Source organism: Pedobacter xixiisoli (assembly GCF_900215335.1).
In the GTDB taxonomy this organism is placed as follows: Bacteria; Bacteroidota; Bacteroidia; order Sphingobacteriales; family Sphingobacteriaceae; genus Pedobacter; species Pedobacter xixiisoli.
Genome location: NZ_OCMT01000004.1, coordinates 578,665 through 604,042 on the forward strand (window position 1 = coordinate 578,665; position 25,378 = coordinate 604,042).

21 protein-coding genes are annotated in these 25,378 nt (G+C 38.3%); 14 read left to right on the forward strand and 7 right to left on the reverse strand.

Annotation, left to right across the window (positions count from 1 at the left end; genetic code table 11):
- Nucleotides 1–20: 20 nt before the first annotated feature.
- Entirely contained in the window at nucleotides 21–758 is a 738-nt protein-coding gene (locus CRO54_RS18615) for a LytR/AlgR family response regulator transcription factor (protein WP_097133579.1), read from the reverse strand.
- 450 nt (nucleotides 759–1,208) lie between these two features.
- Here CRO54_RS18615 and CRO54_RS18620 point away from each other — a divergent pair, with 450 nt between their 5' ends.
- Genes CRO54_RS18620 through CRO54_RS18630 form a run of 3 tightly spaced genes read left to right on the forward strand, consistent with a single transcriptional unit; the run spans nucleotide 1,209 to nucleotide 9,257 of the window.
- Nucleotides 1,209–3,998, forward strand: a complete 2,790-nt coding sequence (locus tag CRO54_RS18620; RefSeq protein ID WP_097133580.1) for a T9SS type A sorting domain-containing protein — start codon at nucleotides 1,209–1,211, stop codon at nucleotides 3,996–3,998.
- A gap of 41 nt (nucleotides 3,999–4,039) precedes the next feature.
- A complete protein-coding gene (locus CRO54_RS18625; protein WP_097133581.1) occupies nucleotides 4,040–7,768 on the forward strand; it encodes a pectinesterase family protein in 3,729 nt (1,242 codons plus the stop codon).
- 1 nt (nucleotide 7,769) lies between these two features.
- Nucleotides 7,770–9,257 (forward strand): pectate lyase, encoded by a 1,488-nt coding sequence (locus CRO54_RS18630; RefSeq protein ID WP_097133582.1) that lies wholly within the window; start codon nucleotides 7,770–7,772, stop codon nucleotides 9,255–9,257.
- A gap of 230 nt (nucleotides 9,258–9,487) precedes the next feature.
- Here CRO54_RS18630 and CRO54_RS18635 read toward each other — a convergent pair whose 3' ends face one another.
- The 3 genes from CRO54_RS18635 to CRO54_RS18645 all read right to left on the reverse strand — a co-directional run bounded on the left by CRO54_RS18635 (nucleotide 9,488) and on the right by CRO54_RS18645 (nucleotide 11,953).
- Nucleotides 9,488–10,279 carry a helix-turn-helix domain-containing protein gene (locus tag CRO54_RS18635; RefSeq protein ID WP_097133583.1) on the reverse strand — a complete coding sequence of 264 codons (792 nt, stop codon included), beginning with the start codon at nucleotides 10,277–10,279 and terminating at the stop codon, nucleotides 9,488–9,490.
- The gene (locus CRO54_RS18640; RefSeq protein ID WP_097133584.1) at nucleotides 10,279–11,406 is read right to left on the reverse strand and encodes an MBL fold metallo-hydrolase; all 1,128 of its coding nucleotides are present in this window, start codon (nucleotides 11,404–11,406) and stop codon (nucleotides 10,279–10,281) included. The genes CRO54_RS18635 and CRO54_RS18640 overlap by 1 nt, the downstream gene beginning before the upstream one ends.
- A 133-nt stretch (nucleotides 11,407–11,539) precedes the next feature.
- Nucleotides 11,540–11,953 carry a hypothetical protein gene (locus CRO54_RS18645; protein WP_097133585.1) on the reverse strand — a complete coding sequence of 138 codons (414 nt, stop codon included), beginning with the start codon at nucleotides 11,951–11,953 and terminating at the stop codon, nucleotides 11,540–11,542.
- A gap of 127 nt (nucleotides 11,954–12,080) precedes the next feature.
- On the opposite strand from CRO54_RS18645, the gene CRO54_RS18650 reads away from it, so the two are divergent.
- Complete coding sequence (locus CRO54_RS18650; protein ID WP_097133586.1) at nucleotides 12,081–13,427, forward strand: Gfo/Idh/MocA family protein; 1,347 nt, start codon at nucleotides 12,081–12,083, stop codon at nucleotides 13,425–13,427.
- A gap of 50 nt (nucleotides 13,428–13,477) precedes the next feature.
- Here CRO54_RS18650 and CRO54_RS18655 read toward each other — a convergent pair whose 3' ends face one another.
- Together CRO54_RS18655 and CRO54_RS18660 are read right to left on the reverse strand one after the other, a co-directional pair.
- Complete coding sequence (locus tag CRO54_RS18655; RefSeq protein WP_097133587.1) at nucleotides 13,478–14,494, reverse strand: LacI family DNA-binding transcriptional regulator; 1,017 nt, start codon at nucleotides 14,492–14,494, stop codon at nucleotides 13,478–13,480.
- Nucleotides 14,495–14,589: 95 nt separating this feature from the next.
- The gene (locus CRO54_RS18660) at nucleotides 14,590–14,937 is read right to left on the reverse strand and encodes a hypothetical protein (protein WP_097133588.1); all 348 of its coding nucleotides are present in this window, start codon (nucleotides 14,935–14,937) and stop codon (nucleotides 14,590–14,592) included.
- Between the two features lie 181 nt (nucleotides 14,938–15,118).
- Here CRO54_RS18660 and CRO54_RS18665 point away from each other — a divergent pair, with 181 nt between their 5' ends.
- A complete protein-coding gene (locus tag CRO54_RS18665) occupies nucleotides 15,119–15,646 on the forward strand; it encodes a superoxide dismutase family protein (protein WP_097133589.1) in 528 nt (175 codons plus the stop codon).
- 121 nt (nucleotides 15,647–15,767) lie between these two features.
- Nucleotides 15,768–16,304: an ExbD/TolR family protein gene (locus CRO54_RS18670; protein ID WP_097133590.1), complete on the forward strand. Its 537-nt coding sequence runs from the start codon at nucleotides 15,768–15,770 to the stop codon at nucleotides 16,302–16,304.
- A 119-nt stretch (nucleotides 16,305–16,423) separates the two neighbouring features.
- Here the strand turns inward: CRO54_RS18670 and metK are convergent, their stop codons facing one another.
- Nucleotides 16,424–17,710: a methionine adenosyltransferase gene (gene metK / locus CRO54_RS18675; RefSeq protein WP_097133591.1), complete on the reverse strand. Its 1,287-nt coding sequence runs from the start codon at nucleotides 17,708–17,710 to the stop codon at nucleotides 16,424–16,426.
- Nucleotides 17,711–17,935: 225 nt separating this feature from the next.
- Here metK and CRO54_RS18680 point away from each other — a divergent pair, with 225 nt between their 5' ends.
- The 8 genes from CRO54_RS18680 (at nucleotide 17,936) to CRO54_RS18720 (ending at nucleotide 25,369) form a co-directional block, all read left to right on the forward strand.
- On the forward strand, nucleotides 17,936–18,820 hold the full coding sequence (locus CRO54_RS18680) for a diacylglycerol/lipid kinase family protein (protein ID WP_097133592.1): 885 nt from the start codon (nucleotides 17,936–17,938) through the stop codon (nucleotides 18,818–18,820).
- 28 nt (nucleotides 18,821–18,848) lie between these two features.
- On the forward strand, nucleotides 18,849–19,205 hold the full coding sequence (locus CRO54_RS18685; RefSeq protein ID WP_097133593.1) for a translation initiation factor: 357 nt from the start codon (nucleotides 18,849–18,851) through the stop codon (nucleotides 19,203–19,205).
- A 135-nt stretch (nucleotides 19,206–19,340) separates the two neighbouring features.
- A complete protein-coding gene (pckA, locus tag CRO54_RS18690) occupies nucleotides 19,341–20,945 on the forward strand; it encodes a phosphoenolpyruvate carboxykinase (ATP) (protein WP_097133594.1) in 1,605 nt (534 codons plus the stop codon).
- Between the two features lie 269 nt (nucleotides 20,946–21,214).
- Nucleotides 21,215–22,099 carry a MotA/TolQ/ExbB proton channel family protein gene (locus tag CRO54_RS18695; protein WP_097133595.1) on the forward strand — a complete coding sequence of 295 codons (885 nt, stop codon included), beginning with the start codon at nucleotides 21,215–21,217 and terminating at the stop codon, nucleotides 22,097–22,099.
- Between the two features lie 85 nt (nucleotides 22,100–22,184).
- On the forward strand, nucleotides 22,185–22,790 hold the full coding sequence (locus tag CRO54_RS18700; protein WP_097133596.1) for an ExbD/TolR family protein: 606 nt from the start codon (nucleotides 22,185–22,187) through the stop codon (nucleotides 22,788–22,790).
- A gap of 25 nt (nucleotides 22,791–22,815) precedes the next feature.
- Nucleotides 22,816–23,358 (forward strand): ExbD/TolR family protein, encoded by a 543-nt coding sequence (locus tag CRO54_RS18705; protein WP_097133597.1) that lies wholly within the window; start codon nucleotides 22,816–22,818, stop codon nucleotides 23,356–23,358.
- A gap of 29 nt (nucleotides 23,359–23,387) precedes the next feature.
- Nucleotides 23,388–24,203, forward strand: a complete 816-nt coding sequence (locus CRO54_RS18710; RefSeq protein ID WP_097133598.1) for an energy transducer TonB — start codon at nucleotides 23,388–23,390, stop codon at nucleotides 24,201–24,203.
- A gap of 254 nt (nucleotides 24,204–24,457) precedes the next feature.
- Complete coding sequence (locus tag CRO54_RS18720) at nucleotides 24,458–25,369, forward strand: PstS family phosphate ABC transporter substrate-binding protein (RefSeq protein WP_097133600.1); 912 nt, start codon at nucleotides 24,458–24,460, stop codon at nucleotides 25,367–25,369.
- Nucleotides 25,370–25,378 lie beyond the last annotated feature (9 nt).

Here is a 25,378-nt window from a genome sequence, read left to right on the forward strand (position 1 = left end):
CAACATGGATGGGAAAGTTACTAACGTTTCTTTCCCATTTTTATGACTCTCTCGTCCAAGAATGACTGGAAGGTTGGTCGGTACATTTCGCCTACAGTAATCTTGGCTCCACTGGCCATTACCAAAGTATTACCTTCAACATATTCTATAAAGTGTTTATTGATGATAAAGCTTCTTTGCACTTGGATGAAATCTGGTTGCCCATTTAGTTTTTTAGCCAGCTCGCTCAAGGTCATGTAGGTAATCACTTGACGATCTAATGCCTGGAGCTCCACATAATTGTTCTTGCTTTCAATGACGACAAGCTCTTTTAGTTTTACTTTGATGAGCTTAGAGCCCTGTTTGGCCTTAACGAAAATAAAATCCTCTTCGCTTCCCATTTCCATCGCGTTTTTTTCTGTTTCTAGCTCTTCTGGAAAAAGGCGGTGTAATGTAGCCAACATTTTGGCAAGTGAAAATGGCTTTAACAAATAGGCATCAGCATGGCTTTCAAAAGCATCAAATGCATATTTGGTATGCGCAGTGGTAAACACCAATTTACCCACTTGGCCACGGATAGAATTAGCCAGCTCAATACCATTCACTTTTGGCATATCTACATCCAATAATAATAAATTAACCTTGTTTTTAAGCAGAAAAGCCATCGCATCTACAGGGTTAGTAAAGGTGGCTTTCACTTCCATACCAGGAAAACTTTCCATGTAAGATACAAGGCCTGCTACCGCATTGGGGTCATCATCTACAATTACACAAGTCATATTCACAAGAATTACATTTACGGTTTAAGCACTGTTGAAATTAGGTATTACGTCGGTTTCTAGCGTAGATGCTTGGTAAATATAAGCACAAATTGGGTTTTATGGTCTTTATTGATAATGAATGTATGATTTGTCCCCTTATACCAGCTTTAAATGAGTCCCTTTTTAAAAAAGCTCCTAATTTAATAGTGTAGATTTTAGCGCTGATAAAAAAAGAGGCTAATCATTTAAATAGTAAATTGTCGAGTTTGTGCAACCGATAGCATTAGGCGTTGATTAACGCAATCGTTCCCGTGAACGATTGCATAGATTTTTATGGCATGATGATACTCAAGGAAGGAGTAAAGCTATTAATATTGATTTAACCAAATATTATCAGACCCCTCATTCGGGATAGTTCATGTGAAAAGCAGAGCGGTCGAATAGTGTTTATTTTAAACCTCGACTTGTATGAACTTTTTGTACCGCATCAGCTTTGCGTTATTTTTCGCAGTATTTATTGTTTTTCCTTCTAATGCACAACAACTTGCATTTCCAACTGCACAAGGGTTTGGGAAATTTGCAACTGGTGGTAGAGGTGGAAAAGTATATACCGTTACTAATTTAAATGATGCTGGCGCAGGAAGTTTTAGAGAGGCTTTTAACGCTTATCCCGGTGAACCGTTAACCATTGTTTTCGCTGTAGGTGGAACAATAGAACTACAATCTCAAATCAAAGTAAACAGATCGAACTTTACCATCGCTGGTCAAACGGCTCCAGGTGATGGAATTTGTTTAAAGGGCCACTCTTTTATCATCAACGGGGCTAGAGCGGCCAATCTAGGCGGAAACCACGGTAATATCATTATAAGGTATTTACGTTCTAGACCGGGTAGTACACTTCCTACTGGCGTTTACGGATTTGATTTGGAGAACTGCCATAATGTAATTGTAGATCATTGTTCGTTTAGCTGGGCAAACGAAGAATGTGCCGCTATGTACGATATGGAGAACGTAACTGTGCAATACAGCATGGTTAGTGAAGGTCTATTTAATGCAGGGCATGCCAAAGGAAATAGAGGTTATGGTGGTGTTTGGGGCGGGCAATACGTTTCCTATCATCATAATTTATTTGCACACTTAAATGCTCGTTCGACTAGGTTTAACGGTGCAAGGGCTCATGACGTAAATGCATTGGTTGATTACCGTAACAACGTAATTTATAACGCTGGAACAAGAAATGCAGCTGCAGGTGGCGCAGTGAATATCGAAAACTCATTCTCTCGTATCAACTTGGTCAATAATTATTATAAACCAGGACCTGCAACGCCATCAGATTACCTTTTTATAGAAGCGGATTATGAAGCAGCTGAAGCAAAAGGGGTGGGCGAATTCCATGTGAGCGGTAATGTGATGCATGGAAATTCAGCCAAGACGAATGATAATTGGAGTGCAGTAAGTTTGACGAAAATTCCCGCTAATTTACAGGCAGATGCACAATCATCAGTGCCTTTTGTAGTGGCACAGTCCATTATGACGCAAAGTGCTGACGATGCCTATTTAGACGTACTGAAAAATGCTGGTGCAAACTTGCCTGTTAGAGATGCTGTAGATAGAAGGGTAGTTAGTGAGACATCTACCGGTACAGCTAGTACAGTAGGTATTACTTCTGGTAAAAGAGGCATTATAGATTTGCCTAATGAAGTGGGAGGATGGCCGGCCTATAATTCGGGAACTGCTTTAGTTGATACTGATGGCGACGGTATGCCAGATACTTGGGAGCAAAACAATGGTTTGAATGCTAATGACGCAGCAGATGGAAATACGGTAAATGATCAAGGATATACGATGTTAGAGGTTTACCTCAATGGCATTTCAGCCTCTGTTGCTAGTACTTATGAACTGATGGGTTTTGCTGCAACTTTAAACTCGGGCAGTACTACTACGGCAACTTTAAATTGGGTAATAAATAACGATGTTGACCTACAGAATTTCATCATAGAGCGTAGTGCAGATGGACAAAATTTCAATACAATTACTACTGTAAACAGTCAAAAAGGTGCTGGCTTAAACAATTATACTTATACAGATAATAATCCTTTGGCTTTTACTTCTTACTACAGGTTGAAATTAGTGGCAACAAATAACCAAGTTAACTATAGTGACAACAAAATAATTAGTAATCCAATTGCACAAGCCTATTGGATGGAACCATTTACGAATACAACGGTAACTAGTATTGCCAAACCTGCTACGATAGAAAACTCTATACAGGATAATGGCACTTGGATTTTATATGGGGCACAAAGAGAAGAAAAGAGCGTAAGTGATGTAGATGCGAATAATCAATGGACAAATGGGGTATCAAATCCTAGTTTAAAAATTTTGAATAGGAATGCAGGTACTACAACTGATTACACGTTAACAGAAGATCCTTATGTGATTACACCAATTTTTAACCAGGGGATATCGAAAATTACTTTTTACGAAAACCAGCGAGCTAGCATCAATGCCAATAGCATTAAAATTTATACGTCTACCAATGGTGGGCAAACTTGGAGTACCACTGCTATTTCCAGTGCGGCCAAATCTTTAAAGTTTGATTTAATTACAGTGCCAATTGAAGGTGCAAATATCAACAGGTTAAAGATTACCAAGCCTGCTGGTGTTACGATGAATATTGATAACCTCACTATTTATGCTCCAGTTGGTACCACGCTTCCGCTTGATTTTGTTTCTTTTAGCGCTACGCTCAAGAAATCCTTAAATCATAAAACTGTTTTACTTTGGAAGACTGCTAATGAGGTTAATACTGCCTATTTCGAGATATTACGAAGCATTAACGGTAAAGATTTTTCAAGAATAGGTGGTTTATCTGCAGTCAATCAACCAGGTACTCACATTTATGAGTTTGAAGATGAGAAATTATTGACTGGGGTAAGTTACTATCGTATAAAACAAGTTGATTTGGACGGAAAATATACTTACAGTGAGATCAGGTCTGTGAACAATCGTTTAGAAGGCCAGCTTAATTTTTATCCAAATCCAGTTACAAAAGAGCTTACTTTAAATCATCCAGCGGCAGGTGTTGGAACTTCCTTAAACCTTTATGATATTTCCGGACGCTTGGTTGCCACCAAAACTGTAGCAGCGGACTTAACCCAGTCAAAAGTGTCGCTACAACATCTTCCTCAAGGAATTTATCTTTTAAAGTACAAAACTACAACTGAAGTGATCTCCCTAAAGGTGATTAAGCAGTAAGAATAACCTAACCAAATCATCAACTAAAAACCACTAAGCGTATGAACAAAAACTTTACTCTATTTATTTGCGCCCTGCTGTTTTTTGTACAGCAAAGCTGGGCACAAGAGAAACTGCTTTACTCTACGGAGTTTAATGCGGCAAGCAGTAATGCACAAAGCAATTGGGCTGCGGTAGCAGCCACCTCATCAGAACAAACAGTAACTAAAACCACCGATTTTTCTGCTGAAAGTTTAACTTTTAAATTTTTTCAGATAGCTGTTAGTCCTACTGCTGTAGATGCGGCTAGGTTTAAATATGCACCTGCGGCTGCTGATGCAGGTGGTGTGCAGGTAACTGCTGGCTGGGCGCAGGCTCAGAAAAATTTGGGTTCTTATATAGAACTATCCGCCTTAAATTCAATTACCAAGGTTGTTTTTACCCATGGTGCAACGGGAGGTAGCAGGGGCTACAAACTTTGGAAAAAAGTTGGTAGTGGTGCATGGACAGAAGTTTCTACTTCATTTGCTGTTCCTAGTTCGGGGCAACAGGTTACGGTTAATATCAACGAAACCAACGTAGCACTAAAGTTTACTAACTTAAACGACCCGCAAAATGCTTATCTGTTTGATTTGAAAATTTATGGAAATTATACTTCTACAGTTACCCAATATCCTTTAACTACAACGTTAAGCAATGCCGCTGCTGGAACTATTGCTCGTTCGCCAAATGCTACAGATTATGATGCAGGTACCGATGTAAGCCTAACCGCCACCTCAAATTTCGGCTATCGTTTCGTGAAATGGGTGGATGCTGCCAACGGCGATGCTGATTTATCGACAGCAAACCCTTATACGGTAACCATGAATGCTTCAAAATCCGTTAAAGCAGTTTATGAAGCCAAAAATACCTACACTTTTACGGTAACTAAAGAAGGTTCTACTTGGGGCGAAGTGAAGTTGACACCAGAGCCGACCAATGGAAAATATGAAGAAGGCACTGAAGTTACCATGGATATCATCTCTAACCCTGTAACTACCTTTAGCAGATGGGAAGATAATACCACAGCTGCACAACGAACCATTTTAGTAAACGGAAACAAAGCCTTTACCGCAACTTTCGATGAAATTCCTTTTATTGTTGGATGGAACTTTAAGGACCAGAATATTAAGACTGCTAAAATTGGAGATTATTATGCTGAAAGTTCCAATACGGGTACCATTTCTGTTTTTGAACCAAGTGGTACAGCAGTGAACTGGCTGTCTAATGCAGGAACTTTTTCTCCAAGCTATCCTAACATCAGGTTTTGGACCGCAGGAGCAGATTTTGCGACTAAACGTCGTTATCTGCAAGCACAAATTTCTACTACAGGTTATAAAAATATCCAAGTCAGATCTTTAGTGAGCGCAAACTATCAGGCCTACAAAGTGATGACTTTGCAATACTCTACCGATGGAACAAGCTTCACAGAAGCGGGTCGAGTGGATATCACAGAGGTGTACAATAGTGCTTGGAAAGATTTTAGTGTTACGCTTCCAGTAGGAGCTGAAAACCAAACCCGTATTTACTTGCGTTGGGTAGCCGACGCAACGAGTGGCTTGCTAGGCACAAGTACTGATAACGATGGTAGTGCATTCACTAATATCTACGTTTATGCAGATAAGGAAGTGGTGAATGATACTGCTGCGCCTCTACTGGTTTCTACCACACCTGCAAATGCATCTAGTACCGCAACCATTAATGGCTCTGTAGTGCTTACCTTTAATGAACGTGTAAAACTTGGAACTGGTAGTATCACCTTAGGTTCAAAAACTTTAGCAGGTACTTTTGGTTCAAAAACGGTAACTTTTCCTTACGAGAAATTAAGTTATAACACTAGTTATACTGTTACTGTTCCGAATGGTGCATTAACAGATATGTCGGGCAATGCTTATGCGGGGACTAGTTTTACCTTCACCACCGCTAACAGAGCGGAACCAACTAAAAAACTTTACGATGCCATTGTGGCAAAAGATGGCTCTGGAAATTATACTTCGGTAATTGATGCCATTGCAGCAGCGCCTGCAAGCCGTACCATACCGTGGATAATTTTTGTGAAAAATGGAACTTACACAGGCCATCATGATATTCCTGCAAACAAACCGTTTATTCACTTAATTGGCCAAAATCGTAATGGAGTGATCATTACCGACAATCGCTTATCTGGTGATGATGAAAAAGGAACAATGGTTTATCATGTGAGTTTAGGAGCAACGATGGTGGTTAATTCGCCAAACGTGTATTTCGAGAACATCACTTTCGAAAATTCTATAGGATATAATGACTTAACTGGTCCGCAGGCATTGGCTTTATACACGATTGCTGATAAATTTGCCATGAATAACTGCTACCTGAGATCTTATCAAGATACTTATTTAACAAGCTATAACAGCCTATCAGCCAGACATTATGTTCGCAAGTCGAAAATTGAAGGAGCAGTTGATTTTGTTTATGGCGCTGGAGATGTTTTTTTTGAAAGTGATACACTTGCCATCAATAGATCTACTGGCGGATATATTGTAGCACCAAGCCATCAATCGGGTACGGCTTACGGTTATGTGTTTAGTAATAACGTAATTACCAGAGCGAACAAGGTATCAAATACAGGCACTAACCCTGCCACCAATGTAGATGGTAATAGCATCAATGTCACTACCTATCTTGGTCGCCCTTGGCAAAATGCAGCTAAAACGGTGTTCATTAATACAAAGCTTGCTGCAAACCTTAGTGTTTACCCAGAGGGATGGGCAGCATGGAATAATGCACCAGCCATATTTGCAGATTATGGAACGGTAAACAGTAACGGACAAGCAGTAGATATTTCACAGCGTAGGTCTTCATACCCTGTTGGAGGAAATAATATTGCAGCACAAAGTAGCCTAACCGATAATGAGGCTGCGAACTATACCTACGAAAATGTGATTTTGCGTAGTGGCGATTCTTGGGATCCGCGTTTGATTGCCGAAGCGCCAGAACAGCCTGGTAATCTAAGTGTAAATAGCAGTTTTAAATTAACTTGGGATGCGGTAAGTTACACTCGTTTGTATGTAATAACTCGTAACAACGCAGTTATTGGCTTTAGCTTAACTAACGAATATACCGATGCTACGGCAACTGCTGGCACTAATTACATTTACAAAGTGCAAGCGGCAAGCGAGTACGGTGCATTGAGTACAGCTGCTGAATTAAATCAGGTGTTGCCAATTACAGGTTTAACTTTTAATGCTAAAAAGGTTGGAAATACTGCGGCGTTAAATTGGAGCACCTTATCTGAAAAGAATACTTCACATTTTGATATTGAAAGAAGTAGCGATGGAAAAGCATTTGAGAGAATTGGAAAAAGAGATGCAGTTGGAGAAAGTAGTTCTTTAAAAAGCTATCAGTTTGCCGATGTTAATCCATTAAGTGGTTATAACTATTACCGCGTTAAAGCGGTAGATAAAGATGGACAATTTAGTGAAAGTACTGTTTTATCTTTAAAATTCGATTTACAAAGTACAGCATTCAACATCTATCCAAACCCAACAGCGAATCATGAGTTTAGCATCGATTTACTTTTAGCAAAAGCTGATGAGGTAACGGTAAAAATCATTTCGTTAGATGGACGTGTTTTACAAACCGAAACTGGAAACTGGTTGCAAGGTAAGTCTGCCAAAAAGATAACGCTTAACAGCAACATTCCATCTGGCATTTATCTAGTTAATATCAGCGGAAATGGCTTAAATGAAGTTTCAAAAATAGTGGTGAAATAAGATGGTAATTAGGTTTTGTAGAGTAATTGGACTTTGTTTACTTGCAGGCTTGCTGGTTTTTTGTAAAAAGAAATCGGTTAAAGAAGATGTAGGAATTGATCCAAAAGATAAACCAGTATTGCTGACTGAACAAGCTTTGGCTTTTCCTGGAGCCGAAGGTTTTGGCAAAGATGTTACGGGTGGAAGAGGAGGTAGGGTAATTAAAGTAACCAATTTAAACGATGCCGGTGCTGGAAGCTTAAGAGCCGCGGTTGAAGCTGCTGGAAAGCGAATTGTAATCTTTGAAATTAGCGGTACCATAGAGCTACAAAGTAAGCTGTCCATCATCAATAACGATATAACCATCGCTGGGCAAACTGCTCCTGGCGATGGTATTACACTAAAAAACCATCCGGTTGTTGTACAGGGCAGTAATGTCATTATCCGATTCATGCGTTTTAGGATGGGCGATGAAGGAGGAGTTGAGGCCGATGCCATTGGAGCTTTCGAAACTAGGGACATCATTGTAGATCATTGTTCTATGAGTTGGTCGGTGGATGAATGTGTGTCATTCTATAATAACGATAACTTTACTTTGCAGTGGAGCATCATTTCTGAAAGTTTGAGAAACTCAGCCCATGCTAAAGGTGCGCATGGTTACGGTGGTATTTGGGGCGGAAAAAATGCTTCCTTCCATCACAACTTAATTGCCAACCACGATAGTAGAAATCCGCGTTTTGGAGAAAGGGCAAACAGTGCGTATGCGCTTACTGATTTGGTAGATTACCGAAACAACGTGGTTTACAACTGGGGCGGAAATAGTTCGTATGGCGGTGAAGCAATGAATATCAACATCGTTAACAATTACTATAAGCCTGGGCCAGCCACTAAAAGCGGCGTAATGGATAGAATTTATTCACCCGATAAGAATAAGGAAGCCACTTCTGCAGTTTTTGATAAATGGGGTAAGTTTTTTATTAGTGGTAACGTAGTTGATGGGCGAACAAACCCAACTGCCGACAATTGGACTTATGGGGTATATAACCAAATCCATTCTCAATACGGAACTGTTTCGCAGCTGGATAAAGAAGCCATGCGTTTGAATACTGCTCATCCTATTAACAACAATGTGGTAACGCATACTGCTGAGGTAGCTTATGAAAAAGTATTGGCAATTGGCGGTGCTAGTTTTAAAAGGGATGCCGTTGACGAAAGAATCATTACCCACGTGAAGAATAAAACCTTTACGGCACATGGTTCAAGCGGAGATGCTTTGAGTAGGTTTGGGATTATTGACCGACCTGCTGATGTAGGTGGATGGCCAGTGTTAAATACACTGCCACCGCTAAAAGATACCGACGGAGATGGTATGCCCGATGAATGGGAAATCAGCAAGAAACTTGATCCAAATAAGGCCAATGCAAACGGCAGAGATTTAAGCACAGCTTATGATAATATCGAAGTTTACATCAACGAGCTAGTTAAAAGTATTGCAGATAAACAAAAATAGATAAGCGTTAAGATTAAACACCCCGAATTTTTTAGGTTCGGGGTGTTTTTGTTTTTCACGAACCTTACATCTTCCGTCATGCCCAACTCGATTGGGTATCGTAATGCGATAAACAGGTTTTCTTGTAAAGCAGACCCTAAAATAAATTTGCTTCGCAGCTACTGCGTGGTTAGCGTGCAGTGGTTTGTCTCCCGAAGTTAATTTGGGACTAGTTTTACCAGCCCAATTAACTACTCTACCAATCTTGTAGGTGCATAACCAAACAGCTTCTTGAAGGCAAAAGAAAAATGCGATAAATCTTCAAAACCTAAATCAAGATAGATTTCCTTTGGTCGTTGTTTTTTCTTCTCAATAAGAAAGTGAGCCTCTTTCAATCTTTTTTTTACCAACCACCGATTGGGCGTTTCCGAAAAAATCTTCATGAAATCTCTCTTGAAAGAAGAAAGACTGCGGCCTGTTAAATAGGCAAAACGTTCCATACCCACGTTAAATTTATAATTGTGGTTCATGAAAAATTCGAGGTCTATTTTTTCGGGTATGCCAAAATCAAAAAGTATGTTCACTAAATCTGGATTGGTTTGTAATAGAATTAGTAACAATTCTTCCTTTTTAACCTGTTCAAAAGCACCATCTATTTTATGTGCACCGTTGTAATAGGGCATCAGTGAACTTACAAAATTTGGCACCATTTCAGTTCTGGTTAGCTCGTAAAATGCACCTTTGGCAACATTTCCATCTCTTTTAATATCATGTTTTTGCTGAAACTTCTTTAAAAATTCTTCATCAAATACCACGACTACTTTTTCGAAAGCACCGTTGTCTTCTTGTTTGGTATATCTTGCCAAATGGTTCTTCCTCACCAAGCAATATTCACCACTTTTTAAGGTGTATTTCTTATCGCCATCATAGCCAGAAACATCGCCTTTGGCTAAAAACATGAAAATATGCTCTGGTATAAAATGCTCGGGAGAAATTTCTGGACCGATGTAGCACGAAGTGATTTCTATTCCTTTAACTTCCATTATTTAACTCCTTTCCACCATTGTGTAAATACTTGCTGCTCATCATTGAGGTTCACCACTTCGCCAATCATAGGGGTTACCATCGGGATTTCGCCATTGTTTATTTTAGTAACATCATTTAGCGGTTCATCCCATTGGTGCATGGCTAGCATAAACTTAGAAGAGTGTACAGGAAAAAAACGTTTTGCTTTCAAGTCTTTCGCTGCCTTTACCGTTTCTTCTGGAAGTGTATGGATAGCTTGCCAAGCCACGTTGTACTGTCCGTTTTCTAAAATTGCTAAGTCGATTGGACCAAATTGATTACCAATTTCTTTGAAGTGCGTATCGTAGCCGCTATCGCCACCAATGAAGATTTTAGCTTTAGGAGTTTCCAGTAGGTAAGAAGTCCACAAAGTGTTGTTGCGTTTAAAACCACGACCAGAGAAATGCCTGCCCGGAACTGTGTTTAAAGTGAAGCCGTTGCCTAAATCTACTTTTTGGTTCCAATCTTTTTCGATTAAATTTTGTGGAGAATATCCCCAATATTCAAAATGCTCGCCTACACCTAAACCGCAAATTACTTTGCCGACTTTGTTTTTTAGGGCGATGATGGTTTCATAATCTAAATGGTCGTAGTGGTCATGGCTAATCAATAAATAATCGATATGAGGCAAATCGGCTACGCTGTAAATATCAGCACCTTTAAAAGATTTGGTAGTGCCAGGAATAGGCGAGGCATTGCCACTAAATACAGGGTCAACTAAAAAGCGCTTGCCTTCAATTTGCATGAAGTAAGAAGAATGCCCAAACCAAACTAGCACATTTGAATCGGCAGATAGGTTCAGTAAATCCGTTTTAACCGATGGAAGACTGTCTACAGGTTTGCGTCGCGGATGGTTTTTGAATAGCATATCGAACATAATGCCCAACATAGAGTATCCTTCCGTTAAATCCGGAGTATAATGGAAGTTCTGAAATTTACCGTCTTTATAGTTCGGAGATTGTGCTAAAAGTGCTAGACGTTGGCCGCTTGGTGCTTTTCCAAATTTTGGTAAACGCATGTAGAAGTAGGTAGAAATAGCCAATATCAAGGCTAAGCTTAGGAAGAATATCATAGTGTATTTAAATATCTTAAAGGTTTTTTTCATCGGTGGATGATTAAATTTACTCCACAAAAGTCTGCATAAAAATTGAATGTTGCTTTGTTAAAAAGCTCAATTTTGTTTTGTTGAAAAGTTCAGGCTGTTTGTTATTTCAGTAAAATAGAAATGAGATTGTAATTTATCGGTATTTGCGAAAGAAGATAGGTGCCAATATATCCCAAAACCACCTATTGGTATCCACCTTAGATTCGCCACAGTCTATCACTCCACTTCTAAAAGCAGCAAACTTCGCAAACTTCTGAACTGGGGAGATATTGATATTTTTCTTCATCCAAAGCGCAATCTTATAAGCCACTATATGCCCCCAAATTTCTGCAACAAACGAGGCATTGCTTATTTTCAGCTCTTTTTGATAGCTATCTTTGTATTCGGTTTTGATTTTTTGAACCAATTCTTCGCTGTGCTGGTATAGAAAGCTTAAATCTTCGCTTTGCGTATAAGGAGTAAAATCGATACTAACCACCCTGTTGCTGAACTGAACATTGATTGGAAATTGGGCAACTATATAGGTGCGTGTAAACGTTTTACTCATTCGTATTTTTTTTATAGATAAATATCAAACGTTTGCGTTACAAATATGTGTGATCTAATTCTACTTCGTCTACCATTTTTTATAATTTAACCGCAAGAATATCACAACCAAAAATAAACCTAATTAAATGGAAAGAAGAGATTTTATAAAAACTGGAGCTATTGCATCTGCAGGTTTTACCATTTTGCCTTCCGGTTTTTTATTTGCAAAAGAGGTTGCCAAAGTGCGTTTGGGCTATATTGGCGTTGGTGCAAGAGGCATGAACCATATCAAAGAAGGGCTTTTGAGAGAAGACGTAGAGATTGTGGCTATTTGCGATACCCAAGAAAGTTCTCTTAAAATATGTAGAGAAGCCATTGCAAAGGCGGGCAAAGCTGCGGCAAAGGAATATACAGGTTCGTTAGATGCGTACAAGGCAATGGTAGATCGGAAAGACATCGATGCGGTAATTATCTCTACACCTTGGCAATTTCACCACGAGCAATCCATTTATAGCATGAATGCAGGTAAATATGTTGGTTGCGAGGTGATTGCTGGATTAACCGTAAAGGAGCATTGGGACATTGTAAGGACATCAGAAAAAACTGGAATGCCGTACATGACCTTAGAAAATGTTTGTTACCGTAGGGATGTGCTTGCCGCTTTAAATATGGTAAGGCAAGGCGTTTTTGGCGAACTGCTACACCTCGAAGGCGGTTATCAGCATGATTTGAGAGAAGTGCTATTTAATAATGGCAAGCAATATTACGGTGGTGGAGTAGAATTTGGACCCAACGCTTTAAGCGAAGCGCAATGGCGTACGCAATTCAATATCGATGTAGACGGAGATTTGTATCCCACCCACGGTGTTGGACCAATTATGCAGTGTGTGGATATCAACAGAGGAAACCGATTTACGAACTTGGTGTCGTTTAGTTCGAAGGCTAAAGGTTTGGCAAATTATGTAGAAAAGAAATCGCCAGGGCATCCAAACGCTAAAATTAATTATAAAAATGGCGATATCACCACCACGCTGTTAAACTGTGCTAACGGAGAAACGGTGATGTTAACGCATGATACGCATTTGCCTCGCCCATATTCCCTAGGTTTCCGTATTCAGGGAACAGATGGTTTGTGGATGGACGTAAATAAGTCGGTACACATTGAAGGTGTTTCTAAACCACACGCTTGGGATAAGGCCGAAGATTGGTTTAAAAAATATGACCATCCACTTTGGAAAAAATATGAAAGCAATGCACTTGGTGCTGGTCACGGTGGTATGGATTGGTTTGTGTTCAATGCTTTCATTGTAGCTGTAAGAGATAAAAAACAAACCCCAATAGATGTTTACGATTCGGTAACCATGAGTGTAATCACACCTTTGTCTACTAAATCGCTCAAGGAAGGAAATAAACCTCAAGAGTTTCCAGATTTTACACAAGGGAAGTGGAAAGACAGAAAAAATACTTTTGCACTAGACGATAGTGGATATTAGCAAAAATGGCCATCCAGTTAAGGGTGGCCATTTTTTTCCGCTCAAAACTATTATTTGCTAGCATGTTCTATCAATTCGGAATCTATGGTAATCTTGTAAAATGCCTGCTCATGATCATCATCATTTTTAATAATATCTAACAATGTATCTATTGCTTTTTGCCCCTGTACAGCTGGAAATTGTTCTACCGAAGCTAGAGGTGGAAAGGCCATATATTCAGTAATTGGAGAGTTAGCGAAACTCACAAATTCTATTTCTTCATTTACTTTCAAGCCTAATTGATGGGCATGCTTTATGGCAAAGGCAGATACATAATCATTGAAAGAAACAATAGCTGTAGGTCTTCGTCTATGATTCAATAGTATATCCACTGCAGTGATTGTGCCCTCTTTGGTTAAATCGCAATTGATAACCAAACTTGGATCAAATTTTAAACGGTTTTTCTGTAAGGCTTTAATATAACCCTCTTTTCGCTGCCCACTGGCAATTAGTGAGGTTGGTCCGTTAATTAAGCCAATATTTCTATGACCACGTTTCAACAAGAAGTTTACGGCTTCAATGCTTCCTGTTTCTATGTTACAAGCCACATAGTGGATGTTTTTAATGGGCGGAACTCTATCGAAATACACCACTGGAACTCCATATTTCTTCAGTTGCTCAAAATGCTCAAAATTTGATGTGTTTTTTGCAACGGAAACCAACAAGCCATCAATTCGGTGAGATTTTAATTTTTCTACCAAGAGCTTTTCACGCTCCTCATCATCATGAGATTGCACCAATAAAACTGTATAGTTTTTCTTATATGCAATATCTTCTATGGCACTAATAGCAGTTGCAAAGAAGTTTTCAGCAATTTCTGGTAAAATTACACCAATCGTAAATGTTTTACCTTGCTGAAAAAAAATTGCTTTCTGATTAGGCTGGTAGCCCAACTCATCGGCAGTTTCTCTTACTCTCTGCTGCGTAGCTACGCTAATGCTTGGATGTTGGTGTAAAGCCCTAGAAACCGTCGAAAAAGACAAGTCTAATTTCTTTGCGATTTCCTTAATAGTTACCGGTTTTTTCATAAAGATGTTGAGATGGTTACAACAAATATATGCTTTTGGTCGGTAAAATAATTATCAAGTGTTTGCGTAGCTGTTAAGCCTAAACAAGAGCTATTTTAACGAAATAGCTCTTGTTCATCTCTATCTACCGTATTTATTTTTTTAAGGAAATCCGCAAATGCTGGTCCATCGTTATCAGAATAAGCACCGTACGAGTCTAGGATATAGCCGATGTTTTTATCGCTATCCTCTACCATATACAAAACAGAACTATCCCCTGGATCTGACATTCCCTCAAACCTGTAAGTTTTAACAATGTTCAGGTCTTCTGGCGTATATATTTTATCAAGAGTTTTCGACTGCATTTTGCCGTGGTCAGTCATTTTCAACTCATTATCTATTCCCTTTTTTCTCAACTTCTCTAAAATCTGACTAAGGGTATTCATTTCAATTGGCTGTTCCATAACATTTAGTTTTTAATCTATATCTAAAACAAGCGCAGCGAAGAATGGTTTTGCATTTTCTTCTTAAAAACTTTGCCAATCACTCAAAACTAAAAGCATAAATTGATTGTTCTGCTATCGCTTGCTTAATCGCAAACCTATCTATCATGTTTAATTAAGTAAATACCTTAAAATCAGAAATATGAAACATTACATTTTATACTTAGTATTAGGAATTTCGTTAACTTTTGCCTCTTGTGCAAATAAAGAAAGAGAAGTAGCCGACGCTGTTTTGAACTCAACAGCAACGAATCAACCTATTGGCTCGGCAAAATTTACTCAACTGGCAGATGGAAAAATAAAGATGGATTTAGAGATTAATATGCCAGAACGTGCAGATAGTACAGTTGCAGTACATTTTCATGAACATGGAGATTGCGGTAACATGGGCGAAAATACCCACGGGCATTGGAATCCGACGGTGGAGTCGCATGGTAAATGGGAATCGGATAGTTATCATTCTGGTGATATAGGTAACATTCCGCTAGATAGTAAAGGCCACGCCAAGATTTCTGTAAGCACTTTCAGATGGAGTATCGCAGAAGGGGATGCTAAAAATATAATCGGTAGAGGCATTATTGTACATGGCGGAACGGATGATTACGTAACTCAACCAACTGGTAATTCGGGGCCTAGAGTTGGGTGCGGCGTTATCGCTGCGGTAAAATAGATTTTGGTTAGACTTACGAAGTTTCGCAAACTTCGTAAGTCTTTTAACAGTACTAAAAAATCGAAGAAGTTTTTATGGAAATCTGACGTTAGCCATCATCATCCTTGAAACTAAATGAAAGATGGCAACACTTAATGTTCCTCAAAACGGCAAGGCCGCAAAAGGAAGCTCACGAAAACCTATTCCAGGAGTTGATTTAACCGCTATGGTAGATTTGGCTTTTCTCCTGATTACCTTCTTTATGCTTACCACTTCTTTAAGCAAAATGAACGCAATGGATATTGCTAAACCGGTACCTATAAATGAACTGGTTGACTTAGAACCTTGGCCAGCTTCCAGAACCTTAACTGTTTTGCTAGGTAAGGATAATAAAGCTGCATATTATTTGGGCGAAGCCACTAAGAATTCAATGCAGGTTGTAAGTCTTTCAGAAATTAGAAAAGCTTTATTGGCAAGCAAGAAAGCGGTTGCTGAAATCCATCAAGCCTCAAAAGACCAAGAAATGTATGTGATTATTAAACCTACAAGTACATCTGTTTACAGCAACTTTGTAGATATGATAGATGAGATGGGCATCAACAAAATAGATACTTATGCAATAGACGATAAATATTTACTCGATGCAGAAAAAAGCTTTATGAAAGCTAAAGGCATTTAGTAAATAAGCCACATAAGAACATAGATTGTTTGTGTACTAGAAATGAAATAGCCACAGATGCACAGATGAAATTGATCTGTGTATCTGTGGCTAAAAGAGATCCACTAGGATTAAAAAAATTATAAACCGAAAGCAGCTTTTACTTGGTCAACGTAATCTAATTTCTCCCAAGTAAATAACTCAACAGTAACTGTTTTTTCTTCACCATTTGGCGATTTGAAAGTTTTAGTCACCGTTTCCGACTGGCGTCCCATGTGCCCGTAAGCTGCAGTTTCGCTATAAATTGGATTTCTTAATTTCAAACGTTGCTCAATAAAGTAAGGACGCATGTCGAAAATGCCTTCTACTTTTTTGCTAATTTCTCCGTCAGTTAAATCAACTTTTGAAGTGCCGTAAGTCACTACATTAATAGAAGTTGGTTTTGCTACACCAATAGCATAAGAAACTTGAACCAAAACTTCATCTGCTAAGCCAGCAGCAACTAAATTTTTTGCAATATGGCGTGTGGCATAAGCAGCACTTCTATCTACTTTACTCGGATCTTTTCCAGAGAATGCACCGCCACCGTGGGCACCTTTACCACCGTAAGTATCTACAATGATTTTTCTGCCTGTTAAACCAGTATCACCGTGTGGACCGCCTATCACAAACACGCCAGTTGGGTTAATGTGATAAGTGATATTATCATTAAATAAATGTGCGTATTGTGGGTATTTAGCTTTAACTCTTGGAATTAAAATAGATACTAAATCACTTTTAATTTTAACCAACATCTCGTCGTTTGCTGCATCTTTATCCGCTCTCGAATCAGATTTAGCCTTCACAAAGTCATCATGTTGAGTAGAAATTACAATTGCGTCAATTCTCTGTGGCTGGTTATCATCAGCATATTCTAAGGTAACTTGAGATTTCGCATCTGGACGTAGATAAGTAATATCAGCATTCTCTCTTCTCAAAACTGCTAATTCTCTTAATAAAGCGTGAGATAAATCAAGCGCCAATGGCATATAATTTTCAGTCTCGTTAGTTGCATAACCGAACATCATACCTTGGTCGCCAGCACCTTGCTCTTCTTTATTAGTTCTATCTACACCTTGGTTAATGTCTTGAGATTGCTCATGGATCGCAGAAAGTACACCACAAGAATTAGCCTCAAACATATATTCACTTTTAGTGTAACCAATTTTCTTGATTACATCTCTAGCAATTTGCTGTACATCTAAGTAAGTTTTAGATTTTACTTCGCCCGCTAAAATCACCTGACCTGTAGTTACCAAGGTCTCACAAGCTACTTTAGACTCTGGGTCAAACGCTAGGAAATTATCGATTAATGCATCCGAAATTTGGTCAGCAATTTTGTCTGGATGACCTTCAGATACAGATTCTGATGTAAATAAATACGACATTTTAATTTTTTATTAAAATAAACAAAACAATAAAAGTTAAAATGGCAAAGACCCCTTAAAGGTTGTAAATAGAAGTGTAGAAATACATTAGCACTTTTTTTTACGTGGTTGCAATCAGTACCGATACAATCGGAATTAGCAAATCAATCCACTTTAACGCCGCAAAACTAACACAATAAATTTTAATACTCAAAAATTATCGATTATTTTGTGCGCTAATTATTTATGTCGGTAAACAAGTCAAATATCCTCTTCATCATTAACCCAATTTCTGGCGGAAAAAAGAAATCGAGTTTGCCTTCTTTGATAGACCAACATCTTGATAAGGATAAGTTTGCACCGATATATGCTTTTACAGAATACGTAGGTCATGCTTCAGAATTGGCCGAAGAGGCTGAAAGGAAAAATTACGACATCATTGTTGCTGTTGGTGGCGATGGAACTATCAACGAGGTAGCCAGCAAGTTGGTTCATAGCGATAAAATTTTGGCAATTATTCCCTTTGGTTCTGGCAATGGATTGGCTAGGTTTCTAAATATTCCGCTCAGCTCTAAAAAAGCTATCGAATTAATTAACTCAGGTAAACCTCAGGTAATAGATACTGCGGAACTTAATGGAAAGAAGTTTTTCAATATGGCTGGTATGGGTTTCGATGCTCATTTGAGCTCAGTTTTTGCAGGAAATAAAAAAAGAGGCCTAAAAAGTTATGTAGAGCTGGGTTTTAAAGAAATTACCACCTATAAAGCGCAGCCTTATCATATAGAAATAGATGGGGTTAGTTATGATAAAGACGCATTTGCCATCAGTATTGCCAACTCTTCTCAATACGGAAATAATGTGTACATCTCTCCAAAGTCTTCTTTAACAGATGGTTATTTGGATGTTTGTATCATCCATCCAATTTCCTTAGTAAAATTGCCGATGTTGGCTTTTCAGATGATTACCGCAAAAACACACCAATCTAGTTTGGTGAAAATCATTAGAGGAAAACACATCAAAATACAAAGACAGGCACCAGATGCAGTCCATTTAGATGGCGAACCTTTGCAATTGGGCGAGCAATTAGAAATAAAAATCGTTCCGGCATCGTTAAAGATCATAAGCAATTAATCCGTAACTGACTCTTAACACCTATAAAATGAGCAAGCAAAAGAAAAATACATTTAGCGATTTTAGTGGAGTGATGTTTTCTACAGACCCTGATTTTGTATACGAAAACAATGAAGCACAGGAGCAGGAAACTTTACCAAATGCACAGCAAGATTTACGAGTAATGTTGGATAGGAAAAATCGCGGAGGAAAAACCGTAACGCTAATTACAGGTTTTCTCGGTACCGATGCTGATTTGGAAAAGCTAACCAAAACATTGAAAACAAAATGTGGCGTAGGAGGAAGCGCTAAAGATGGAGAGATTATACTTCAGGGAGATTTTAAAGAAAAGGCTTTTTTGTTTCTCCAAAAAGAAGGCTATAAAGTGAAGAAGTCTGGAGGCTAATTTTTTATTTTAAAACGCTGTTTGTTAGTCGTTTAATTCTTAGTGTAATTGCCACAATAAGTAAAAATTTTCTTTAAAGTTGTAGTTTTTTGGATAAATATCTCCTTAGCTTTGGGCCATATTTAAACCAAAAATATGACCAAATATAGTATCCAAAAACCTCAGTTAGATTATCTAGGGTTGGCTGCGCTGCAATTTAAATATCAGCTCAGCATCCCCGAGTTAGTTGAAGAAGCCATTAAGAACGGAGAAGGTACATTAGCCGATTCTGGTGCGCTAGCCATCGACACCGGGAAATTCAAAGGCCGTTCTCCCAAAGACAGATTTATTGTTGCCGATGATGTGACCAACGAAACCGTTTGGTGGGGAGATATCAATATTAAAATCAGTCCGCAACATTTTGATACAATTTATCAAAAAATGCTGTCCTTTCTCGACAATAAAGAAGTTTATGTGAGGGATGCTTATGCTTGTGCTAATAAAAACTATAGTACAGGTATCAGGGTAATTACAGAGCATGCTTTCCAAAATATATTTGCTAATAACCTATTTTTAAGGTACGATAATGAAGAATTGCCTGCTCAACCAGAATGGACAATTATAGCTATCCCGTCTTTTTTAGCAAATCCAGAAACAGATGGAACTAGGCAGGAGAACTTTTCAATCTTAAATTTCTCTAAAAAAATAATTCTAATAGGAGGTACAGCCTACACTGGAGAAATTAAAAAAGGTATTTTCTCGGTGCTCAACTTTATTTTGCCAAAGGAAAAGAACACTTTATCGATGCATTGCTCTGCTAATGTAGGCAAGGATGGAGATTCTGCAGTGTTCTTTGGCTTGTCTGGTACGGGAAAAACTACCTTGTCTGCCGATCCAAATAGAGCTTTGGTAGGTGATGATGAACATGGTTGGGGCGAAGGAACTATTTTTAATTTTGAAGGTGGTTGCTATGCAAAATGTGTGGACTTAACTGCCGATAAAGAACCGCAAATATTTAATGCCATCAAATTTGGCTCGTTATTAGAAAACATTAATTATTTCTCAGGAACAAGAAATGTAGACTTTGCAAATATTGAAAAGACGGAAAATACCCGAGTAGCTTACCCGTTAAATTACATAGATAATGCGATGGAGCCATCGGTAGCACCAGTTCCAAAAAATATTTTCTTCTTAACGGCAGATGCTTTTGGAGTACTCCCACCAATCTCTAAATTAACTACTGGGCAAGCCATGTTCCATTTTATTTCTGGGTATACGGCAAAAGTTGCGGGTACAGAAACTGGTGTAACAGAGCCTCAGCTTACTTTTTCTGCTTGCTTTGGTAAGGCATTTTTACCGCTACATCCAACGGTTTATGCTAAATTGCTTGGCGAAAAGATGAAAAAGCACCAAGTAAATGTATGGTTGGTAAATACGGGTTGGAGTGGAGGGCCTTATGGTGTGGGTAATCGAATGAAATTATCTCATACCAGGGCCATGATTACAGCTGCACTTAATGGCGAGTTAGAAAATACAGCGTTTACTGAACATCCTATCTTCGGTTTGGCAATGCCAGTAGGGTGTCCTAACGTGCCCTCAGAGGTTTTAAACCCTAGAAATACATGGACTGACGGAAATGAATACGATTTAAAAGCTAATGAGCTAGCTCAGGCATTTTTAAATAACTTTAAGGATTTTGAAGAATTTGCAGACGAAGAACTGAAAAAAGGGATGCCAAAACTTACTCAGATTACAGTTTAACACTTTTTTTTCCTTCAAAAATTTGCATTTGATTAAATTTTTAGTTTTAATTGCGTAAAGATTGCCTCAACGGCAATCTTTTTATTTTAATAATACTTTCGTTGTGTTAAGTAACGAATTGATTGTGTAATGAATATTTAATTTGTAATTTAAATCAAAATTATAAATTTGCTTCCGCAACAATTCGGTCTAGGCCACGTTGAGTGTATTAACTTATATTTATTTAAGAATTTTAAAAAACAAGTACTAAAACTAAAAATTAAAAAAAAATGGCAAACGCACCAAAACCTACACCAGCTAAAAAAGAGAGCAGCGCAACGGCGTCTAACTTATTTGCTACATTAGTTATTCCAATCTGTATTCTTATTGGCGTAGCGCTATTTATCTTTGTATTAGGTAAACCATCTAACTTTAACGTTCCAGAAGAAGTTGCTAAAGCGAACAGTTCTCTATCTTTAGCTTTTTATAATGATGATACCCATGCATATCTTCCTCACCCAGGAAACTACGGTGGTATGGCTTTCAAAGGCGGTTTTATTGTTCCTATCCTAATGGGGATGCTTTTAATGGTATTCGTGTTCTCTATTGAGCGTTTTATTGTTATTGGTAAAGCTACAGGTAAAGGTAGTTTAGAATCTTTCATCAAAAAAATCCAATCTTTATTAAGCACTGGTAATATCCAAGCTGCAGTTGCAGAGTGTGATAAACAACAAGGTTCTGTAGCTAACGTAATTAAATCAGGTCTTAAAAAATATAGCGAAGTAGAAGCTGATTCAAACTTAGACGTAGAGCAATCAGTAGTAGCTATCCAAAAAGATATTGAAGAAGCTACAGCTTTAGAAATGCCAATGTTAGAGCAAAACTTAACTATCATCGCTACTTTAGTATCAGTTGGTACGTTAATGGGTCTATTAGGTACGGTAACAGGTATGATCAAGGCCTTCGGTGGTTTAGCTAACTCAGGTGCTCCAGATCAAGCAGCGTTAGCAACAGGTATCTCTGAGGCACTTATCAATACTGCAACTGGTATCGGTACTTCTACTTTAGCGATTATCATGTATAACATCCTTACTTCTAAAATTGATAAATTAACTTATGCTATTGATGAGGCTGGTTTCAGTATCATCCAAACGTATGCAAGTACACACAAATAAAAATTATTTTTATTTTCTTTTGCCGGCTTTATGGAAAACCGGAACAAATAGCATCATTAGTTAAAATATTAATAATTTTTAGATTATGGGTAGAGCAAAAGTTCCTAGAAAGAGTACCTCGATTGATATGACCGCCATGTGCGACGTATCGTTCCTGCTACTTACTTTCTTTATCTTAACAGCGACCGCTCGTCAGCCAGATCCTCTAGAGATTACTACACCTTCTTCATCGGTGCAGTTTAAAATGCCTGATAAAGACATCTCTATTTTGAGTATCGGTAAGGGAAAGGTTTTCTTAGAGATTATCGGTCAAGATGTAAAGAAAGCAACCCTTCAAAGAATGGGTAACATTTACGGTCAAACGTTTACCGAAGAGGAGGCTAAAAAATTCGCAGTAGTTTCTGCTTTTGGCGTGCCAATTGGTAACATGAAACAGTTTTTAGCTATGAATGGAGAGCAACGCACAAAGTCGGGCATCCAGTCTGGTATTCCAAATGATTCAACAACAAATAATGAGTTGTTCAATTGGGTTAAAGAAGCTCGTTTCGCAACGTCTGAACTACACGGGATAGATATGCGTTTGAGTATTAAAGGTAATGCCGACGAAGAGTATCCTACTGTAAGAAAAGTGATTGACTTGCTTCAAAAGCAAAAAATTAACAAATTTAGTTTAATTACATCGTCTGAGTAAGGACGGTAAAAAATAGAATTAAGCCATGGCAGAATTAGACACCTCCAGCGGAGGCGGCAAGGGCGGGAAAGTTAGAAGTAAGAAGCAGTCTACTAAGGTCGATTTGACCGCGATGGTGGATTTAGCCTTCCTTTTGATTACCTTCTTTATGCTAACCACGTCTTTGTCAAAACCTCAGGCAATGGATATTGCAAAGCCTGATAAGGATGCAAAAGACGAGAACAGACTAGAGCTTAGAGAATCTCAAACGATGACTATCCTTTTAGGAAAAAATGATAGGATTGCTTGGTATATGGGAGAGGCTGGTAAAACACCTCCAACAATCGAAGGCTTTAACGATATCAGAGCTTCGTTGTTGAAAAATAAAGAGCAGGTGAAAAAATCATCAGGCAGAGATATTGTAATTATTGTTAAGCCTACTGATGGCGCTAAGTATAAAAACTTTGTAGACATCATGGACGAAATCAATATTACTAAAACAAATATCAATGCTCCTGCTGTTGATGACGATCCTACGCATCTTTTAGCTAGCGAGAGAGATTTTATGAAGTCTAAAGGACTTTTGTAAGTAGTAGATAACCAATAAAAAATTAAGCAATGTCTAAAATAGATTTATTTAATAAGGAATGGATTGACGTTGTATTTGCTAAGAAGAATAAAGCTTACGGAGCATACGAGCTTCGTCAGACCAACGCTTCGAATACAGCTAAATCATTGTTTATTGCTTCGGCAATTTTCATCTTCCTTTTCCTAACACCAAGGCTTTATGCTTTGTTGAAAGGCATGGCTCCAGAAGAGCCAGTGGAAGAAGTTAAGGAAGTAATAATGCAACCACCTCCGCCGATTAACCCAGAGGTGAAAACTCCGCCACCGGTAGAGCCACCTCCACCGAAGCAGGATCAAGTTAAGTTCCCTCCTCCGATTGTAAAACCGGATAATGAGGTACGTGACGAAAAACCACCAACCGTAGAGGATTTGAAAAAAGCAGATCCTGGACAAAAAACTATGGAAGGTGATCCAACTGCAGATGTAGTACAAATTACAGCAGCTGGTGAAGGTCCGAAACAAGCTGTTGTTGTTGAAGATAACACAGTTTATAGCTTTGTAAGTATGGAGAACCCTCCAACCTTCCCAGGTGGTATGGACAAGTTTTACAAATACATCGGTGATAACTTGAAATACCCACCAATGGCAGCAGAAAATAACATTCAAGGTAAAGTGTTTATCTCATTTACTGTAGAAAAAGATGGTTCTGTTACTGACGTAAAAGTGGATAGAAAACTAGGGTACGGTACAGATGAAGAGGCTGTTAGAGTAGTAAAAGGCAGTAGAAGATGGAATCCAGGTATGCAAAACGGTAAACCTGTGAGAGTAAAATACAACATGCCTATCGCATTTACTTTGCAGCAATAATTTAGTATAGTAATAAGAATGCTAAATTCAGATAATTTCAAACAGAAATCGCCTCAACAGCGGTTTCTGTTTATTTTAGGGGTTACGATGATTGTACTTTTTTGTACACTCGCTGCCATAGTTGTTTTTTGGGGAGAATTAATCAATTTAGATCCTCAAAAGTTCCCTCAAAAATATCGCATAGCTTTTGGTGTAGTTTTGATAATCTATGCTGCTATCAGATTTTTTAGAATATTAAGAGATAACAAATCAGAATGAGAATAACACTAAGTTTAGTGCTTACGCTGTTTTTTGCGTTTGCTATTCTTTCTTGTAAGAGAAAGACAGACAAAGACACGGTTAGTGACACAAGAACTTCTGGAAAGACAACTATATTGGTCGATGAAACTTACGCTCGTATTTTAGACGATCAAATAGAGGTTTTCAAATCTGATTATCCTTCGGCTACTGTCAACACAATTGCTGGTAATGAAAATGAAATCATGCCTCGATTTAGAAAAGGAGAAGTTAAGATGCTTGTTCTTTCTAGGATGTTGAAGCCTACCGAAGACCAGTATTACAAGCAAAAACAAATTCGTATTCATACAGATAGGTTTGCTATTGATGGATTAGCCTTGATTGCAAATAATGCAGAAGTGGATAGCACTATTACAGTACAGGAAGCTTACGACATTATGAGGGGAGATGCTAAGAATGGAAAGAAGTTGGTTTTTGATAACGCATATTCGAGCACTATAAGATATTTTATAGACTCTGCGGGTATAAAAGAATTGCCCAAAGTTGGAGTTTATACGCTAAAAACAACAGATGATGTCATCAAGTACGTAGCTGACAATAAAGGTTACGTTGGTGTGATTGGCGTAAACTGGTTGTTAAAGAATGTTAAAAAAGCAAATCCTCTTTTGTCTCAAGTGAAAACACTTGCAGTTAAAAATCTTCCTAATAAAAAGGGTGGAGATGCCTTTTATAGGCCTACACAAGAGAATTTAATCAACGGAAAATATCCATTTCTAAGAAATGTTTACATAATTAACGCAGAAGGTACAAATGGTTTAGGCACGGGTTTTGCAACTTGGTTAGCAAGCCCTCGCGGACAATTGATCGTACTGAAATCGGGTCTAGGACCTCATAAGGTAGCAGACAGGGAATTTAATTTTAAAAACTAACAACAAATA